This is a genomic window from Plantibacter sp. Leaf314, from assembly GCF_001423185.1.
In the GTDB taxonomy this organism is placed as follows: Bacteria; Actinomycetota; Actinomycetes; order Actinomycetales; family Microbacteriaceae; genus Plantibacter.
Genome location: NZ_LMOB01000001.1, coordinates 2,052,262 through 2,068,922, shown reverse-complemented (window position 1 = coordinate 2,068,922; position 16,661 = coordinate 2,052,262). Strand labels below are relative to the sequence as shown.

At 69.6% G+C, this 16,661-nt stretch carries 18 protein-coding genes; 14 read left to right on the top strand and 4 right to left on the bottom strand.

Features of this window, described 5'->3' with window-relative positions; translation table 11 throughout:
- The first annotated feature begins 26 nt into the window (after positions 1–26).
- On the top strand, positions 27–680 hold the full coding sequence (locus ASF68_RS09785) for a YitT family protein (protein ID WP_056009749.1): 654 nt from the start codon (positions 27–29) through the stop codon (positions 678–680).
- 3 nt (positions 681–683) lie between these two features.
- Here ASF68_RS09785 and ASF68_RS09780 read toward each other — a convergent pair whose 3' ends face one another.
- Positions 684–1,910, bottom strand: a complete 1,227-nt coding sequence (locus ASF68_RS09780; protein ID WP_056009747.1) for a pyridoxal phosphate-dependent aminotransferase — start codon at positions 1,908–1,910, stop codon at positions 684–686.
- A 226-nt stretch (positions 1,911–2,136) separates the two neighbouring features.
- Here ASF68_RS09780 and ASF68_RS09775 point away from each other — a divergent pair, with 226 nt between their 5' ends.
- The 4 genes from ASF68_RS09775 (at position 2,137) to ASF68_RS09760 (ending at position 7,360) form a co-directional block, all read left to right on the top strand.
- Positions 2,137–3,123, top strand: a complete 987-nt coding sequence (locus ASF68_RS09775) for a 3-oxoacyl-ACP synthase III (protein WP_056009745.1) — start codon at positions 2,137–2,139, stop codon at positions 3,121–3,123.
- A 35-nt stretch (positions 3,124–3,158) separates the two neighbouring features.
- Entirely contained in the window at positions 3,159–5,795 is a 2,637-nt protein-coding gene (locus ASF68_RS09770; RefSeq protein WP_056011700.1) for an alpha/beta fold hydrolase, read from the top strand.
- On the top strand, positions 5,792–6,760 hold the full coding sequence (locus ASF68_RS09765) for an NAD(P)-dependent oxidoreductase (RefSeq protein ID WP_056011697.1): 969 nt from the start codon (positions 5,792–5,794) through the stop codon (positions 6,758–6,760). Before ASF68_RS09770 ends, ASF68_RS09765 begins: the two co-directional genes overlap by 4 nt.
- 63 nt (positions 6,761–6,823) lie before the next feature.
- Positions 6,824–7,360, top strand: coding sequence for a GNAT family N-acetyltransferase (locus tag ASF68_RS09760; RefSeq protein WP_056009744.1), 537 nt, complete (start codon positions 6,824–6,826; stop codon positions 7,358–7,360).
- A 29-nt stretch (positions 7,361–7,389) separates the two neighbouring features.
- On the opposite strand, the gene ASF68_RS09755 is transcribed toward ASF68_RS09760, so the two are convergent.
- Positions 7,390–7,971 carry a helix-turn-helix transcriptional regulator gene (locus tag ASF68_RS09755; protein ID WP_056009742.1) on the bottom strand — a complete coding sequence of 194 codons (582 nt, stop codon included), beginning with the start codon at positions 7,969–7,971 and terminating at the stop codon, positions 7,390–7,392.
- Positions 7,972–8,078: 107 nt separating this feature from the next.
- Between ASF68_RS09755 and ASF68_RS09750 the strand changes: the two genes are divergently transcribed.
- Positions 8,079–9,209 (top strand): epoxide hydrolase family protein, encoded by a 1,131-nt coding sequence (locus tag ASF68_RS09750; RefSeq protein ID WP_056009740.1) that lies wholly within the window; start codon positions 8,079–8,081, stop codon positions 9,207–9,209.
- An 18-nt stretch (positions 9,210–9,227) separates the two neighbouring features.
- On the opposite strand, the gene ASF68_RS09745 is transcribed toward ASF68_RS09750, so the two are convergent.
- Positions 9,228–9,674, bottom strand: coding sequence for a MarR family winged helix-turn-helix transcriptional regulator (locus ASF68_RS09745; protein WP_056009738.1), 447 nt, complete (start codon positions 9,672–9,674; stop codon positions 9,228–9,230).
- An 80-nt stretch (positions 9,675–9,754) separates the two neighbouring features.
- On the opposite strand from ASF68_RS09745, the gene ASF68_RS09740 reads away from it, so the two are divergent.
- The 6 genes from ASF68_RS09740 to ASF68_RS09715 all read left to right on the top strand — a co-directional run bounded on the left by ASF68_RS09740 (position 9,755) and on the right by ASF68_RS09715 (position 15,264).
- The gene (locus tag ASF68_RS09740) at positions 9,755–10,123 is read left to right on the top strand and encodes a VOC family protein (protein ID WP_056009736.1); all 369 of its coding nucleotides are present in this window, start codon (positions 9,755–9,757) and stop codon (positions 10,121–10,123) included.
- A gap of 66 nt (positions 10,124–10,189) precedes the next feature.
- The gene (locus ASF68_RS09735) at positions 10,190–10,723 is read left to right on the top strand and encodes a hypothetical protein (RefSeq protein WP_056009732.1); all 534 of its coding nucleotides are present in this window, start codon (positions 10,190–10,192) and stop codon (positions 10,721–10,723) included.
- 154 nt (positions 10,724–10,877) lie between these two features.
- Positions 10,878–11,924, top strand: a complete 1,047-nt coding sequence (locus ASF68_RS09730; RefSeq protein WP_056009731.1) for an NAD(P)-dependent alcohol dehydrogenase — start codon at positions 10,878–10,880, stop codon at positions 11,922–11,924.
- Between the two features lie 176 nt (positions 11,925–12,100).
- Positions 12,101–13,462, top strand: coding sequence for a type III glutamate--ammonia ligase (gene glnT, locus ASF68_RS09725; protein WP_056009729.1), 1,362 nt, complete (start codon positions 12,101–12,103; stop codon positions 13,460–13,462).
- A 5-nt stretch (positions 13,463–13,467) separates the two neighbouring features.
- Complete coding sequence (locus ASF68_RS09720) at positions 13,468–14,466, top strand: alpha/beta fold hydrolase (RefSeq protein WP_056009727.1); 999 nt, start codon at positions 13,468–13,470, stop codon at positions 14,464–14,466.
- Between the two features lie 54 nt (positions 14,467–14,520).
- Entirely contained in the window at positions 14,521–15,264 is a 744-nt protein-coding gene (locus ASF68_RS09715; RefSeq protein WP_056009725.1) for a TetR/AcrR family transcriptional regulator, read from the top strand.
- 123 nt (positions 15,265–15,387) lie between these two features.
- Here ASF68_RS09715 and ASF68_RS09710 read toward each other — a convergent pair whose 3' ends face one another.
- The gene (locus ASF68_RS09710; RefSeq protein ID WP_056009723.1) at positions 15,388–15,636 is read right to left on the bottom strand and encodes a hypothetical protein; all 249 of its coding nucleotides are present in this window, start codon (positions 15,634–15,636) and stop codon (positions 15,388–15,390) included.
- Between the two features lie 133 nt (positions 15,637–15,769).
- Here ASF68_RS09710 and ASF68_RS09705 point away from each other — a divergent pair, with 133 nt between their 5' ends.
- Together ASF68_RS09705 and ASF68_RS19070 are read left to right on the top strand one after the other, a co-directional pair.
- Positions 15,770–16,306, top strand: a complete 537-nt coding sequence (locus tag ASF68_RS09705; RefSeq protein ID WP_056009721.1) for a phosphoribosyltransferase family protein — start codon at positions 15,770–15,772, stop codon at positions 16,304–16,306.
- Positions 16,307–16,403: 97 nt separating this feature from the next.
- On the top strand, positions 16,404–16,580 hold the full coding sequence (locus ASF68_RS19070; protein WP_200936413.1) for a hypothetical protein: 177 nt from the start codon (positions 16,404–16,406) through the stop codon (positions 16,578–16,580).
- Positions 16,581–16,661: the final 81 nt, after the last annotated feature.

Below are 16,661 nucleotides of genomic sequence, written 5' to 3'. Positions count from 1 at the left end.
GTCCGAGCTGACGCATCGTTGGCGGAATGAGCACCCAGCAGCCGAGCGCGCAGCAGACCCCCGCCATGCCGAGCCCGGCCCCGTCGCCCATCCGTCACGGCATGGTGGAGGACATCCTCGGTCTGCTCGTCGGCGTGACGGTCGTGTCGTTCGGGCTGTTCATCCTCAAGGCCGGGTCGGCGGTCACGGGCGGGACGGCCGGTCTGTCGCTCCTCGTCAGCTACCTCGCACCCGTGCCGTTCCCGGTCCTCTTCATCGCGATCAACCTGCCGTTCTTCCTGCTGGCCATCCGCGGCAAGGGCTGGGTGTTCACGCTGCGGAGCGGCGGCGCGATCGTGCTCGTCTCCGTGCTGTCCGGCGTGCACCCGCTGTTCCTGCCGGTCGGGCACCTCGACCCGTTCTACGCGGCCGTCGTCGGCAACGTGCTCTGCGGCGTCGGCATCCTCATCCTGTTCCGACACCGAGCCAGTCTCGGTGGGTTCAACATCGTCGCGCTGATCCTCCAGGACCGCTTCGGCCTCCGAGCCGGCTACGTCCTCATGGCCGTCGACACCGTGGTCGTGCTCGTGTCACTCGTCGCGGTCCCGCCGCTCAACGTCCTCGTGTCGGCGCTCGGCGCGGTCCTGCTGAACCTCATCCTCGCGCTGAACCACCGGCCGGGCCGGTACCTCGGCGTCTAGCGCCTACTGCTTGTAGGAGGACAGGAAGTTGCCGAGTCGCTCGATCGCGTCGGTGAGGACGCGCTCCTCCGGCAGGGTGACGACCCGCAGGTGGTCGGGGTCCGGCCAGTTGAAGCCCGTGCCCTGGACGAGCAGGATGTGCTCCGCCACCAGTAGATCGTGGACGAGCTGCTCGTCGTCGTGGATCTCGTGGACCTCGGGGTCGAGGCGCGGGAAGGCGTAGAGCGCACCCATGGGCTTGGTGCAGGAGACCCCGGGGATCGAGTTGAGGCCGGCCCAGGTGGCGTCGCGCTGCTCGAGCAGGCGACCGCTCGGTGCGATGAGGGCGTCGATCGACTGCACCCCGGAGAGCGCCGCCTGCACGGCGTGCTGCGCCGGCACGTTCGGGCACAGACGCGTGGACGCCAGGAGGGTGATGCCCTCGAGGAAGCCGCGCGCGTGGTCACGCGGCCCCGTGATCACGAGCCAGCCGGACCGGTAGCCGGCGACGCGGTAGGTCTTCGACAGGCCGTTGAACGTGAGGCAGAGGAGATCGGGGGCGACGGTCGCCATCGGGATGTGGACGGCGTCGTCGTACAGGATGCGGTCGTAGATCTCGTCGGCGAGCAGCAGCAGCCCGTGCTCACGGGCGACCCCGGCGATCTGCTCCAACACCTCGCGGGAGTACACCGCACCCGTGGGGTTGTTCGGGTTGATGACGACGATCGCCTTCGTGTTCGGCGTGATCTTGGAGCGGATGTCCTCGATGTCGGGCGCCCAGTCCGCCTCCTCATCGCAGCGGTAGTGCACCGGGGTGCCACCCGCGAGGCTCGTCATCGCCGTCCACAGCGGGTAGTCGGGCGCGGGGATGAGGACCTCGTCGCCGTCGTCGAGGAGGGCCTGCATCGTCATCGTGATGAGCTCGGAGACGCCGTTGCCGAGGAACACCCATTCCGGATCGACCCGGGGGAACCCCTCCATCTCCTCGTAGCGGTAGGAGACGGCCTGGCGCGCGGAGAGGATGCCGCGGCTGTCGCTGTACCCGTGGGAGTGGGGGAGCGCCGCGATCATGTCGCGCACGATCTGGTGCGGAGCCTCGAAGTCGAAGATGGCGGGGTTGCCGGTGTTGAGCTTGAGGATGCGGTGCCCGTCGGCCTCGAGACGCACGGCCTCGACGAGGGCCTTCCCCCGGATCTCGTAGAGGACGCTTTTCAGCTTGGAGGACTGGTCGAGGGTGCGGCGGGTGGTCATCCCCACAGGCTACTGCGGCCGGTCGCGCGGGCGGCAGTGCCGATCGCGGGATCGCGGCTCCTCCGACGCGCTGTTTCGCTGAGCCCCCGCTGTCAACGCCGGGGACACGATTCGTCCACGTTCAGGGTAGAGGAGTACCGTCAGACGCTGGCGGTCAAGACTGCCTGGTCAGAGGCACGGAGGAATCGTGACCGGAAACGCAACTACCCGATTCGACAATGTGGCCATGTTGTCGGTGGCGAGAACGCTGCCGTCCGCAGTGGTGACCTCGGTGGAGATCGAAGAGGGCCTCGCCGCGGCGATGAAACGCGCCAGGCTCCCGAAGGGCATCCTGCGACGGGTCGCCGGCGTCGTCGAACGACGACACTGGGGTCCCGGCGAGAACTCGGACGACGCCACGGTGTCCGCCGGTCGCCGCGCGCTCGCCGAGGCCGGTATCTCGCCGTCGCAGATCGGGCTCATGATCAACACCTCGGTCACGCGGCAGCACCTCGAACCGTCCGTCGCCGTGCGCATCCACGACGGACTGGGGCTCCCGAGCTCCGCGATCAACTTCGACATCGCCAACGCGTGCCTGGGGTTCGTGACCGGCATGACGATGGCCGCCGCGATGATCCAGTCCGGGCAGATCGAGTACGCGCTCATCGTGAACGGTGAGGACGCGAGCGAGGTCCACGCGAACACGATCGAACGGCTGAGCGGCAGCACGATCGACCGCGACGACTTCATGAGCGAGTTCGCCTCCCTCACGCTCGGCTCGGGGGCCGCAGCCGCTGTCATCGGCCCGGCCGATCGCCACCCCGAGGGTCACCGCATCCTCGGTGGGGTCACCCGTGCCGCGACCGAGTTCAACCACCTGTGCGTCGGCAGCGTCGACGGCATGTTCACCGACGCGCGTGCCCTCCTCAAGGGCGGCCTCGACCTCGTCGTGTCCGCGTGGAAGGAAGCCGCCGGCGACGAGTGGCGCTGGTCGAAGATGGACCGCTACATCACCCACCAGGTGTCGTCCATCCACACCGACTCGATGGTCAAGGCGGCATCGCTCGACCGCAGCCGCGTGCCCGTCACCTACCCCTACCTCGGCAACGTCGGCCCCGCGTCCATCCCGATCACCCTCGCCGACCAGCAATCGAGCCTCACCAAGGGCGACCGCGTCCTCCTCATGGGCGTCGGCTCGGGGTTGAACACCGGCCTCATGGAGCTCGCGTGGTGACGGGCACCGTCGCCGCCAACATCGGGCTCCGCACCATGGGCGTCCGCGCCGCAGGGCTCCCCGGTCTCCCCGCCCGGTACTCGCACCGCATCGACGTGCCCGGCCGGCTCGCGGACGAGGGCACCACGCGCAACTGGCACTACCTCGACACCGCCGAGGCGCTCGCCGAAGCCGGGGTCGAACCCGTCGGCACCGTGCTCGCCGTCCACGGCAACCCGACCTGGTCGTACCTGTGGCGCTCGCTCGTCACGCAGTCCGTCGAGCAGGCCCGCGAGGGCGGTACCGCCTGGCGCGTCGTCGCCGTCGACCAGATCGAGATGGGCTGGTCTGAGCGCACCGAGCTCACGCGGACCCTGGAACAGCGGATCGCCGACCTCGCCGCCTTCACCGAGACGCTCGGACTCACCGGCCCCGTGGTCACCCTCGGCCATGACTGGGGCGGCGTCATCTCGCTCGGTTGGGCCACCGAGCACCCCGACCTCCTCATCGGATCGATGCTCCTCAACACGGCCGTCCACCACCCGGACGGCACGCCCATCCCAGCACCGCTGCGGCTCGCCGGAGCCCGAGGCATGCTCGGTGCCGGCTCGGTCCAGACCACCGCGTTCCTGGACACCACCCTGGCGCTCGCCGCTCCGCCGCTCGCCGGCGACGTCCGAGACGCCTATCGCAGCCCGTACTCGGCTCCCGCGCGCCGCCGCGGCATCGGCGCGTTCGTCGCCGACATCCCGGCGACCCCCGAGCACGTCAGCTTCCCCCGATTGGAGCGGCTCGCCGCCGACGTCGCCGAGCTCCGCGTCCCCGCCCTCATGCTGTGGGGCCCGCGCGACCCGATCTTCAGCGACCGGTACCTCGACGACCTCGCCGACCGCCTGCCGCACGCCCAGGTGCACCGCTTCGCCGGCGCCGGGCACCTCGTCATCGAGGACGCCCCGGTCGCCGAGTCGCTGCTGTCCTGGCTCGACGAGCACCTCCCGCAGGGTCAGGCGCCCACGGCAGAGGCGACCGTCACCGCCGACGCTCCGGCGGCCGACACCGCCTTCGAACCGCTCTGGCGACGACTCGACGAACGTCGTTCAGACGACGCCGACGCCATCGTGGAACAGCGTGGCGCAGGCTCCGCACGTCGCGTCAGCTGGCGCCAGCTCGACGACCGCGTGACCCGCCTCGCCGCAGGACTCCACCGCATCGGCGTCCGCCGCGGCGATCGCGTGTCGTTGCTCGTGACGCCGGGCGCCACACTCACCGCCGTCATCTACGCCTGCCTGCGCATCGGCGCGGTCGTGGTCGTCGCGGACGCCGGGCTCGGTGTCCGTGGGTTGTCGCAGGCCGTCCGTGGTGCGTGGCCCGCGTACGTCATCGGCGAGACGAAGGGCCTCGCCGCCGCTCGTGCGCTCGGCTGGCCCGGGGTGAAGATCTCGGCCGCGCGGCTCCCCGGAGCGACCGCAGCCGCCCTCGGCGTCTCACACAGCCTCAAGGACCTCCTCGACGACGGTGCGGCTCCCGCGCTGCCGTCCGAGCCAGGCCCGGACGACCTCGCCGCGATCCTCTACACCTCGGGTTCGACGGGCCCGGCGAAGGGGGTCCGGTACTCGCACGCGCAGCTGTCGTCCCTTCGGGACGTCCTGTCCGCCCACTTCGGGATCACCGCCGAGTCCGGCCTCGTCACCGGCTTCGCGCCGTTCGCCCTGCTCGGCCCGGCGCTCGGTGCCCGCTCCTCCACGCCGGAGATGGACATCTCGGCCCCGCGCACGCTCACGGCCCGCGCGGTCGCCGCCGCGGTCGCCGAGGCGGAGGCCGACATCGTGTTCCTCTCACCGGCGGCCATCCTCAACGTCGTGGCGACGGCCGGCGAGCTCGACGACGCCGATCGTCGAGCCCTGCAGGGCGTCCGCACCGTGCTCTCGACGGGGGCACCGGTCAGTCGTCAGTTGCTCACCGCGCTCGTCGAGGTGCTCCCGAACGCGTCGGCGCACGCCGTCTACGGCATGACCGAGTGCCTGCTGGTCTCCGACATCACGCTCGACACGATGCCCGGCGACGACTCCGAGCACACGGGTGTGTGCGTCGGGACGCCGATCGGCGGTGTCGACGTGCGCATCAGCCCGCTCGATGCGGCCGGCCGGGCGACGGGCGAGCTGACGCAGGACCCGGACCGCCTCGGTGAGGTCATTATCTCGGCGGCGCACCTCAAGTCGCAGTACGACCGTCTCTGGTTGACCGACCGCGCCGCCGTGCGCGACGTCGCCGAGGACGGCCGCTGGCACCGCACGGGCGACGTCGGGCATCTCGACGCCGACGGGCGCCTCTGGATCGAGGGTCGCCTGCCGCACGTCATCACGACGCAGGACGGGCCGGTCGCACCGGTCGGACCGGAGCAGGCGATCGAGACGGTGCCGCTCGTGCGTCGTGCCGCGGTCGTCGGCGTCGGCCCGGACGGCCTCCGGCAGTGCGTCGCGATCGTGGAGACCACGCCCGGTTCGAAGCGGGTCCGGCTCGCCGACGCCGCGCTCGCCGCCGAGGTGCGGGCTGCTTCACCGCAGCCGCTCGTCGCCGTCTTCGTGGTGCCGGAGCTGCCGACGGACATCCGACACAACTCGAAGATCGACCGCACGCGGCTCTCCGAGTGGGCCGACCGCGTCCTGGCCGGCGAACGGCTGAGCGCGCCGTGACCGTCCTCGTCACCGGTGCGAGCGGCATGCTCGGCCGCGAGGTCGCTCTGGAGCTGCTCCGCGCGGGTCACCGGGTCCGGGTGTTGCAGCGCGGTGCGGCCGGGCTCGACGGGGTCGAGGAGGTCCGCGGATCGATCACCGATGCGGCCGCGGTCGATCGGGCGATGCAGGGTGTCGACGCCGTCGTCCACCTGGCGGCCAAGGTGTCGTTGGCCGGTGACCCGACGGAGTTCGAGCAGGTGAACGTCGGCGGGACCGAAGTCGTCCTCGACGCGGCGGAGACGGCTGGTGTCTCGCGGTTCGTCCACATCTCCTCGCCGTCCGTCGCGCACGGCGGTTCGGCACTCGTGGGCGTCGGCGCAGAGCCGGCCGACCCGGGTGCGGCGCGTGGTGAGTATGCGCGGACGAAGGCGCAGGGTGAGTTGCTCGCCCTCGAACGGGATCGTCGTGGCTTCGCAGTCGTCGTCGTGCGGCCGCACCTCGTCTGGGGTCCCGGCGACCCGCAGCTCGTGGAGCGCATCGTCGACCGTGCGCGTCGCGGCCGGTTGCCGTTGCTCGACGACGGGACCGCCCTCATCGACAGCACCTACGTCGCGAACGCGGCGTCGGCCGTCGCAGCGGCACACGAGCACGCCGAGACGGCGCACGGGCGGGCGTTCGTCGTGACGAACGGGGAGCCCCGGCCGGTCGGCGAGTTGCTCGCGGGCATCTGCCGTGCCGCCGGCGTGGAGCCGCCGTCGTTCAGCGTCCCGGCGGGCATCGCTCGTGCGGCCGGCGGACTCGTGGAGCGTCTCTGGAGCATCCGTCCGGGTGCGGACGAGCCACCGATGACGCGCTTCCTTGCGGAGCAGCTGTCGACCGCGCACTGGTTCGACCAGCGCGACACCCGCGAGGCCCTCCACTGGACGCCGGCGGTCTCGATCGACGAGGGCCTCGAGCGCCTGGCGGCCCACTACCGCGCCTGACGCGAGGCCTGGCGCTGGAGACGGCACGCTCGTCTGTCGGGATGCGACTGCCAGACTGTGCGCATGGTCGACTCGCTCTTGCGCCCCTGGAAGTCGACGGACGCGCCATTCCTGTGCGCCGCGTTCGTGGAGAACCCAGACCTGGGCCCGCAGTTCGGCGGAGTGGATCTGTCGGACGTCGACGCCGCGGCTGGTTTCATCTCGCAGGTGTTGCAGCCGTCCGCCTCCCGCCGCAATTGGGCGATCGTGAGCGACGGCGTGGTGGTGGGCAACGTCGGTGTGTCCGCGATCGAGCGCCGGCATGGCACCGGCTGGCTGTCCTACTGGTTGAGCGGCGACGCCCGGGGTCGAGGTCTCGCGACCCGAGCGGTCGACGCCGTCGCCGAGTGGGCCTTCAGCGACGGGCTGTTCCGCTTGGAACTGGGGCACCGGGTCAACAACCCGGCGTCCTGCGGGGTCGCGACACGGGCCGGCTTCATCGCTGAGGGAATCGAACGCCAGAAGCTCTCGTACGGCGAGGAACGGTTCGACGTCGAGCTGCACGCCCGCCTGGCGACGGACCCAAGTCCTCAGGGTGATCCCCTAGTCCTGGTGCGTTAGGAAGACTGGATCCAACTGCTGCTCGTGGCTCACGCGCGGCTCAGGCTCTGTTCGTCGATGAAGATGTTGAGACGCCGCAGATGCTCCGGCGAGCGGGTACGCGCACGCTCCCGCAGGCTGTCGAACTGGGAGACGAACCATGGCTCGGGCAGCGGTGTCAGCTCGGGCCATCGCGCGGTGAGTGCATCAGGCAATGATCGGCCGTAATGGGCGCGGAACAGGGTGTCCCATCCGGTGTCGGGGAGTTCCTGTGGAGGCCTGGCGAACAGCGGATCGATCGAAAGGTCGGGTTCGACCGTGACCTTCTGCACGGCCTGCGTCAGGAGACGGAGCGCGAACGTGCTATCTCCCTCGGCGAGGGCGTCGCTCATGGCTTGAGAGACGCCGGCGGGCGAGAATCGAGCGGTGGGCGACGACGATTCGACCGCGTTGATGACGATGTCCTTGCCCAGAGCTCGCAGGGCGCGCTCGAGGGATGCGATCTTGATCGTCGCGTCCTCCTCGGACTTGAGGAGCTGTGAGATCGCGCCAGGAGTCACGTGCAGGCGCCGAGCCAGCTCAGCTCCACTGGTCCCCGCCGCGCTCATGGTGTCCCGGATCAACGTGCTCACTGCTCGTCCAATCGTTAGCTGTAGCTAAATTCTACCAGCTCATCCGACTGCGTCACCTCCGTCGCGCACCACTCACCCTGTCGGACGTCTGCTCTAGCGTCGAGCGCATGCGTTCGTTCCGGATCCAAGTGCCCGATGCCGACCTCGACGAGCTGCGTCGGCGACTCGAAGAGGCCCGCCTGCCGGGTGCGATCGGCGACGCAGCGGAGGAGAGCGCGCTGTCGCTCGATCGACTGCGTCAGCTCGTCGACCACTGGCGCGACGGCTTCGACTGGCGGCGGGTGGAACGGGAGCTGGCGGCCGTCCCGCAGTTCGAAGCGGAGGTCGACGGCCAGCGACTCCACGTCGCACGGTTGCCCGCGGCGGAGGGCGCCACGGAGGCGGTCCCGGTCATCGTGTTCCACGGGTGGCCCTACTCGTTCGTCGAGATGCTGCCGCTCGCGACGGCGCTCGCCGGCCGGGTCGTCGACCTCGGCGGCGGCCGGGTGCTCGGCTTCGAGGTGGTCGTGCCGTCGCTCCCCGGCTACGGGTTCTCCGCGCCCCTCGCCGACGACCGCCCGTTCACCGGCCCGGTGGTCGCCGAGCTCATGCACGGGCTCATGACCGAGGTGCTCGGGCACGCGCGATACCTCAGCTACGGCGAGGACGTCGGATCGACGACGAGCGACTGGCTCGCCGCGCTGCATCCGGAAGCGGTCATCGGGCAGTTCGCGACGCATGCCGCGTTCCCCGCGGCGTCCCGAACGCACGATCTCACGGTTGCGGAGCAGAACTGGCTCGACCGCCATGATCGCGAGTGGGCTCGCGGCCTCGCCTACGCGCGCGTCCAGGCGACCCGACCTGAGATCCTCGCCGCAGCGCTCAACGACTCACCCGTCGGGCTCGCCGCCTGGATCACGGAGAAGCTCCTCGCCTGGGCTGGCGACGGTGCGTGGTGGACGGACGACGAGCTGCTGACGACCGTGTCGTTGTACTGGTTCACGCAGAGCATCGGGTCATCGTTCCGGCCCTACCGCGACCACCCGAAGCAGCCGGAACTGCCGCTGATCGAGGTGCCCGTCGCGGTCGCCGTGCAGACCGGAGAGCGTGGGCTTCCGCGCTCCTACGCGGCGCGGACGTACACCGACATCCGCAGTTGGACCGAGCTGGACGAGGGCGCCCACTTCACCGCTTGGCAGGTGCCGGTCGAGGTGGCCGACCGGATCGAAGCGTTCGTGGTGACGCTGCTCGACGACTGACCGGCCGGGGTGGGGCCGTCAAGCGTCCGCGTCGCGAAGCGAACGGATCATGCTGCGCAGGATGGTGAGCGCCGCCTGCTGCTCGTCCGCGGTCAGCCCCTGCAGCATCCGCACCTCCACCGATCGCACGGCGGCGGTCGCCTGCGCGAGGTGCTCACGGCCGAGCGGGGTGAGCTGCGTGGGCAGGGCCTTCCCGACGGGCGCCTGCTCCGGGCGGCTGACGAAGCCGTCCCGTTCGAGCGCCTGCAGGAGGACGTTCATCGACTGCCGGGTCACGAAGGCGCCGCGGGCGAGCTCCGAGTTGGACAGGCCGGGCCGCTGGGCGAGGAGTTCCAGGCACGAGTAGTGCGTGATCGTCATGCCGAGTGGGCGGAGGACCGCCTCCATCGCGGAGCGGAGCGCACTCGACGCCTCCTTCAGGAGATACCCGAGCGAGGTGTCCAGTTCGATCCCGTCTTGACTCATGTCAGTATTCTGACATAGGCTGATGGTGTCAGGTAACTGACACGCTACTTCGGCCACCAACACGAGAACAGGAACACGCCATGCCCGTCACCGGACCCGACTTCATCTCCCTCCAGGTCACCGACCTCGACGCCTCGCAGGCCTTCTACGAGCAATACCTCGGCCTCGTGCGCTCGCAGGCCGGCCCGCCGCACGCGGTCGTCTTCGAGACCACGCCCACCGCCTTCGCCCTGCGCGACATCGTCCCCGGAACCGACCTCGCGGCGGTCGACCAGCCCGGCGTCGGAGCCGCGATCTGGTTCCACGCCACCGGCGTCCAGGAGATCCACGACGCCCTCGCCGCAGACGGTCACACGATCGTCTCGGCTCCCATCGACGGACCGTTCGGGCGCACCTTCACCTTCGCCGACCCCGACGGCTACCAGCTCACCCTCCACGACCGCGCCTGATCGCGACCGGCCCCGCCCGGCGCCGGCGCTCGACCCGCGCGGCGCCCGACGCGTCAGAATGGACGGATGCGACGTTCGAGAGTGCACGTGATGGGGGCCAGTGGCAGCGGCGTGACGACGCTCGGGCGGGCGCTCGCCGACCACTGGTCGGTGCCGCACGCTGACGCCGACGACTACTTCTGGGTGCCGACCGCCCCGCCGTACGTCACGAAGCGGGCTGATGCCGAACGGGTGCGGCTCATGCGGGAGATGTTCGTTCCGCGTGAGGCCTGGGTCCTGTCGGGTTCGATGCCGGGTTGGGGTGACGAGATCGTCGCGGAGTGCGACGCCGTCGTCTTCGTCGTCCTCGACCCGGCCGAGCGCCTGCGTCGGCTGGAGGCCCGCGAGGTCGAGCGGCGTGCCGGCGAGCGGTTCGACGAGGCCGCCTGGGAGACGTTCCGGGAGTGGGCGAGCGGCTACGACGACCCTGCGTTCGACGGACGCAGCCGCGCCTCGCACGAGGCGTGGCTGGCCACCCTGCCGCAGCCCGTCCTCCAGGTCGACAGTGCGATGTCGAGATCCCAGCTCGTCGAAGCGGTGCTGGCCTGGGATCCGCGCTGAGTCACGGAGCGCGAGCGCAGGGCGTCGGCGTTGTCAACCGCGCGCCCCGCTGCCGACGGGAGGCGCATACTGGAACGGTCAGATCTATCTGACACACGTCGCTTAGTGAGCGACAGCGGCGTGCAGTTTCGACGCTCGAGGAGGATGTCCCACCATGAAGGCACTGCGGTACACGAAGATCGGCTCGGCCCCTGAGGTCGTCGAGATCGAGAAGCCGACGCCGGGGCCGGGTGAGATCCTCCTGAAGGTCACCGCTGCCGGCGTCTGCCACTCCGACGACTACGTCATGAGCCTGCCCGAGCAGGACTACCTCGACCAGCAGTACCCGCTGCCGCTCACGCTCGGCCACGAGGGTGCGGGCGTCATCGAGGAGTTCGGGCCCGGCGTGGAGACGAGCCTGCAGCTGGGCGAGGCCGTCGCCGTCTACGGCCCGTGGGGCTGCGGGCACTGCCTGAACTGCTCGCAGGGCAAGGAGAACTACTGCACGAATGCGGCGGCGGAGGGCATCCGTCCTCCCGGACTCGGCGCCCAGGGCTCGATGGCCGAGTACATGATCGTCGACGATGTGCGTCACCTCGTCCCGATCGGCGACCTCGACCCGGTGAAGAACGTGTCGCTCACCGATGCGGGCCTCACGCCGTACCACGCGATCAAGCGCAGTCTGCCGAAGCTCGGCGCCGGCACCTTCGCGGTCGTCATCGGCTCCGGTGGCCTCGGTCACGTCGGCATCCAGATGCTGAAGGCGCTCTCCGGTGCCACGGTCATCGTGCTCGACGTCAACGACGAGAAGCTCGAGCTGGCGAAGCACGTCGGCGCCGACGTCACCCTCATCAGCGACGAGTCGGCGGCGGGGAAGATCCGCGAGCTGACCGGCGGTGTCGGGGTCGACGCCGTGTTCGACTTCGTCGGCGCGAACCCGACCATCGCGACGGCCACCGCTGTCGCAGCGACGGAGGCCGACGTGACGATCGTGGGCATCGGCGGCGGTTCGGCCACCATCGGCTTCGGCTCGATCGCGTACGACGCGGCCGTCCGGATCCCGTACTGGGGTTCGCGCAGCGAGCTCATCGAGGTCTTCGAGCTCGCGAAGGCGGGCAAGGTCGACGTCGAGGTGCAGCCGTACTCGCTCGACGACGCTCCGAAGGCCTACGAGGACCTGCACGCGGGCACGATCCGCGGCCGGGCGGTCATCGTCCCGTAACAGCGTTTCCGAGAACCGGCGTGTGCTGCGGCTGCGGCACACGCCGGTCCTTCGTTCTAGGGTTCACACCCCGGAAACATTTTCGACACCCTATTGAAACTGCGCACGCGCATACTTTCAATACAGTATCGAAATGAGTCGCCGCGAGGTTGGCGACGCAACCGGAGGAGCATCCCATGACCGTCGTCGAGACCGTTACCACCGTGGAGTCCGTCCGCGCCCGCCTGCAGGAAGCCGGCGTCAAGTACGCCATGGCGAGCTTCGTCGACATGCACGGCAGCATCAAGACCAAGTTCGTGCCACTGTCGCACCTCGAACGCATGGCCGGGGGATCGGAACTCTTCACCGGTGCCGCGCTCGACGGCCTCCCGCAGGCGATCAGCGACGAGGAGCTCTCTGCCCGCCCCGACCTCGACAGCGCCGTCCAGCTGCCGTGGCGGAAGGACGTCGCGTTCTTCGCGAGCGACCTCTACACGAAGGGCGAGCCGTTCGAAGCGGCGTCGCGCAACATCCTCAAGCGTCAGCTCGACGCGGCCGCCGAGATGGGCTTCACCTTCAACCTCGGCATCGAGACCGAGTTCTTCGTCCTGAAGGACACCCCCGAGGGCGTGACCGAGGTCAGCGACCGCGACGACCTCGCGAAGCCCTGCTACACGGCCACCGCGGCACTCGACAACCTGGACTGGCTCACCGAACTCGTCGAGGCGATGACGGAGATGGGCTGGGGGGTCTATTCCTTCGACCACGAGGACGCCCCAGGGCAGTTCGAGATCGACTTCAACTACTCCGACGCGCTCACCATGGCCGACCGTGCCGTGTTCTTCCGGCTCATGGCCAACGAGATCGTCCGCAAGCACGGCTACTTCGCCACCTTCATGCCGAAGCCCTTCGCCGACCGCAGCGGTTCCGGCGCGCACTTCAACATGTCGCTCGCCGACATCGAGACCGGCGAGAACCTCTTCGAGACCGACGACGACCCGCGCGGCTGCGGCATCTCGGAGCTCGGCTACAAGTTCATCGCCGGTGTGCTCAAGCACGCACCCGCTCTGTCGGCGGTCATCGCACCGACCGTGAACAGCTACAAGCGTCTCGTCCGTCAGGGCAGCATGTCCGGTTCGACCTGGGCGCCCGTGTTCGTGAGCTACGGCAACAACAACCGCACCAACATGCTCCGGGTGCCGCTGCAGGGTGGGCGCGTGGAGTGCCGTGCGGCCGACATCAGCTGCAACCCGTACCTCGGCGCCGCGCTCATCCTCGCCGCCGGCCTCGAGGGCATCCGTGAGGACCTCGACCCGGGTGCACCGCACACCGAGAACATGTACGACTACACCGAGGCGGAGGTCGCCCAGCTCGGCATCGGCATGCTGCCCCGCAGCCTGGGTGAAGCGGTCGACGAGTTCGCCACGGACTCCCTGTCGCGGTCGGTGTTCGGTGAGGCGATGTACGACGCGTTCATCGACTACAAGCGCCAGGAGTGGAACGAGTACCAGGCGCACGTCTCCGACTGGGAGACCGCCCGCTACCTGAAGTTCTTCTGATCCCGATGCACCAGGTCCTCGACCTCGGGAGGTTCGCGCTGGAGTCCGGCGCGGACCTCCCCGAGGCCCGGCTCGCGTACACGACGCACGGTGTGCTGAACGCCGCCGGCGACAACGCGGTGCTGGTCCCGAGCTACTACACGGGCACGCACGCGAGCGCAGAACCGTGGATCGGCTCAGGGCGGGCGCTCGATCCGGCGGAGTGGTTCATCGTGTCAGTGGACCTGTTCGGCAACGGCGTCTCGACCTCACCGTCGAACGCCGCCGCGGAGGTGCACGGGGCCGCGTTCCCCACGGTGTCGATCGGCGACAACGTGCGCGCGCAACACCGGCTGGCCGAGCGGCTCGGCGTGCGGCGCTGGCGGCTGATCGCCGGCTGGTCGATGGGGGCGCTGCAGGCCTACGAGTGGGCGGTCCGGTATCCGGCATTCGTCGACGCGTTCCTCCCCATCGCCGGTGCCGCCCGCTGCTCCCCGCACAACGCGGTCTTCCTGGCGGGTGTCGAGGCCGCTCTCCGAGCCGACCCGGTGTTCGAGGGCGGTCGATACGCGGTCCCGCCGCGCGCCGGACTTCGCGCCTTCGGGACGGTCTACGCGGGCTGGGCGTACTCGCAGGCCTTCTTCCGCGACGGCGTGTACCGCGAGCTCGGCTATCCCGACGTCGCCGCCCTTCTCGAGGATTGGGCAGCCGACCACGAGCGGTGGGACGCGAACGACCTGCTCGCCATGCTGCGCACCTGGCAGCAGGCGGATCCAGGACGGGGAGTCGAGGGCGGTCTCGCTGCAGCGCTCGGTGGGGTGCGTGCGCGGAGCATCGTGATGCCGTCGTCGACCGACCTCTACTTCACCGTCGACGACAACGTGCTCGAGTCGGCGATGATGTCTCGGAGCGAGGTGCGGGTCATCTCGTCCGACCTCGGCCATGTCGCCGGGCGACCCGGGGTGCGGGCCGCTGAGACGGCCGTGATCGAGGCCGCGATGCGTGAGCTGCTCGCGGATCGCTGAGGCCGCCCGCCCGTAGGATTGGCGGAGGTGTCCGCGAGCAGGGAGTGGTGATCGATGGCCGGCCGCACAGGAGCATCGCCGGGCCGTCCGCGAGCGAGCGGGATCGCCACCGAGGATCCGCGCGAGGAGATCATCCAGGTCGCGACCCGGTTGTTCGCCGAGCGCGGCTACGAGCGCACGAGCATGACGATGCTCGCCGAAGCGTGCGGGATGAAGCAGTCGTCGCTGTACTACTGGTTCGCGAACAAGCGTGAGGTGCTGCGGGCGACCGCCGCCTCGAACCGCCAGTCGGTCGGCGCTGCGGAGGCCCTCGGCTCGATCGAGGCCGAGACCCCCGCGAAGCTGTACCGGGTGCTGTACGAGGACGGTGTCGCCATCTGCGAGGCGCCTTTCGACTACAACGAGATCGAGCGGCTCGCGGCGGAGCACCCCGACGACCTCGCTTCGTTCTGGGACGACTACCGCGCGCTCTTCACCTTCATCGCCGGGCTCCTCCGCGACGGCGTCGAGCAGGGCGTGCTCATCCTGGGCGGCAGCGAGACGCCGGAGTGGGCGGCGGCCGCGGCGCTCCACGCGAACGAGGGCATGCAGAAGGCCTACCGCTACGGCTCCGGCGACATCGCCGCCCAGTACCCGCCGGTCGAGGCCGCCGAAGGTGCGGGCGACGCGGACCGCATCCGGGCCTTCGCCCGCCGGACGGCGGCCGCGACCGTGCACAGCCTCCTCGTCGACCGTGCGGCGCTCGCCGACGTGGAGCGCGACGCCCTGGCGCTGAACCTCGCCGTCGCTGTCGACTAACGCGTCGGCGGCTCGTCGTCGGGTCGGGTGTGCACCTGGCCGCCCCCGTGGCGGGACCGCAGGCTCGTGGTCATGACCGTCAGCGCGAGCGAGACCTGCACGACCAGATCGTGCGGGCGCGGGTCATCCCTCACCTCCGTCGTCGGTTCGGGCCGCCTCGACGGGTGGAGGTTTCGGGAGTCTCCACGCCTGGATCACGATGACCGCGCCCAGGACGACCTGCAGGACGCCCAGGATGACCCAGTGCAGCGAGCCATGACTGTCTGCGTCGGGAGACACCCTGAGTGCGAGTTGCCCGATGCCGAGAGCGGCCCACGTCCATCCCAGCACCAGTCGTGGTGTCCGGTACTCCGGATCGTTCGCCTTGACCATGCGAGCAGCCTATGCCGCGGCATCGGTGGGCGTGACAGTCGGTGCGGGTCGGCGGGCTCCACCGACGCGAGCAGAGTGAGCTCACCGGGCGCGTGAGCGCTTCGTCCGGACTTGGCCTCGTTACGTTCGTTCAATGACGCAAGACGAGGTCGCGCAGGGACGCCGGCACATGCTGGCACACTTCCGTTGGATCGAGGGCGAGGCAGACGTGTGGAGCATGTTGCGCGATCCGAAGGCGCTCGGTGCCATCGTCAACGCCTTGGCTGCTCTCGCAGAGCGCGATCGGCCTGACGCCATCGTCGGTATCGAGTCACGCGGCTTTGTTCTGGCGCCGGCAGTGGCGGTCAGATTGGGCATCGGGTTCGTAGCCGTCAGAAAGGACGGTGCCCTGTTCCCTGGCTCGTTGATCAGCAAACAGACCGAGGCCGACTACCGGGGACGCCGACAGACGTTGTCGGTACGCAGGGATCACCTGGAACCCGGGGCTCGACTGGTGCTGGTCGATGACTGGGTGGAAACCGGAAGCCAGGCCCTGACCGTCTCGCAGCTCGCGAAGGCGGGCGGGGCCAAGGTCGTGTCGCTGACCGCCATCGTCGATGAAGCGGATGACGCCGCGCGGCACAGGCTGCCGCCGATCCGCTCGCTCGTGACGCGGACCGACCTCCACTGATCGGCGCCGGTTGATCGAAGCGGGAAGGGCGACCCGCACCTGACAGGGAGCTGGACCTCTCCGCCAGCGCACTGGCGTTCATGCGTATGGTCGAACCATGTTCGTCCGATTCCAGAGCGCCGTTCCGAATCGGCACGGGCGGTACCCCGGGGTGTTCGCGATGGCGAACGGCCTGCATGCCAGTGGTCGACTATCCGAGAAGCGTCTTACCTACGAGGACGACGTGCAGGTCGTCGCCGTTCCGTTCCGGCACCCCGACGACTGGCCCCTCTGATGTAACGAACACGAAACGGATTCGATACTGCATTGAAACCGGTCGTCGCGACAATTGGATGACCTATTGAAAATGCGGTCG

What these genes read in the sequence shown, in the direction of transcription:
- ASF68_RS09785 (WP_056009749.1), top strand. Translation starts at nt 27, where the DNA reads ATGAGCACCCAGCAGCCGAGCGCGCAGCAGACCCCCGCCATGCCGAGC.
- ASF68_RS09780 (WP_056009747.1), bottom strand. Translation starts at nt 1,910, where the DNA reads ATGACCACCCGCCGCACCCTCGACCAGTCCTCCAAGCTGAAAAGCGTC.
- ASF68_RS09775 (WP_056009745.1), top strand. Translation starts at nt 2,137, where the DNA reads ATGTTGTCGGTGGCGAGAACGCTGCCGTCCGCAGTGGTGACCTCGGTG.
- ASF68_RS09770 (WP_056011700.1), top strand. Translation starts at nt 3,159, where the DNA reads ATGGGCGTCCGCGCCGCAGGGCTCCCCGGTCTCCCCGCCCGGTACTCG.
- ASF68_RS09760 (WP_056009744.1), top strand. Translation starts at nt 6,824, where the DNA reads ATGGTCGACTCGCTCTTGCGCCCCTGGAAGTCGACGGACGCGCCATTC.
- ASF68_RS09750 (WP_056009740.1), top strand. Translation starts at nt 8,079, where the DNA reads ATGCGTTCGTTCCGGATCCAAGTGCCCGATGCCGACCTCGACGAGCTG.
- ASF68_RS09745 (WP_056009738.1), bottom strand. Translation starts at nt 9,674, where the DNA reads ATGAGTCAAGACGGGATCGAACTGGACACCTCGCTCGGGTATCTCCTG.
- ASF68_RS09740 (WP_056009736.1), top strand. Translation starts at nt 9,755, where the DNA reads ATGCCCGTCACCGGACCCGACTTCATCTCCCTCCAGGTCACCGACCTC.
- ASF68_RS09735 (WP_056009732.1), top strand. Translation starts at nt 10,190, where the DNA reads ATGCGACGTTCGAGAGTGCACGTGATGGGGGCCAGTGGCAGCGGCGTG.
- ASF68_RS09730 (WP_056009731.1), top strand. Translation starts at nt 10,878, where the DNA reads ATGAAGGCACTGCGGTACACGAAGATCGGCTCGGCCCCTGAGGTCGTC.
- glnT (WP_056009729.1), top strand. Translation starts at nt 12,101, where the DNA reads ATGACCGTCGTCGAGACCGTTACCACCGTGGAGTCCGTCCGCGCCCGC.
- ASF68_RS09720 (WP_056009727.1), top strand. Translation starts at nt 13,468, where the DNA reads ATGCACCAGGTCCTCGACCTCGGGAGGTTCGCGCTGGAGTCCGGCGCG.
- ASF68_RS09715 (WP_056009725.1), top strand. Translation starts at nt 14,521, where the DNA reads ATGGCCGGCCGCACAGGAGCATCGCCGGGCCGTCCGCGAGCGAGCGGG.
- ASF68_RS09710 (WP_056009723.1), bottom strand. Translation starts at nt 15,636, where the DNA reads ATGGTCAAGGCGAACGATCCGGAGTACCGGACACCACGACTGGTGCTG.
- ASF68_RS09705 (WP_056009721.1), top strand. Translation starts at nt 15,770, where the DNA reads ATGACGCAAGACGAGGTCGCGCAGGGACGCCGGCACATGCTGGCACAC.
- ASF68_RS19070 (WP_200936413.1), top strand. Translation starts at nt 16,404, where the DNA reads ATGTTCGTCCGATTCCAGAGCGCCGTTCCGAATCGGCACGGGCGGTAC.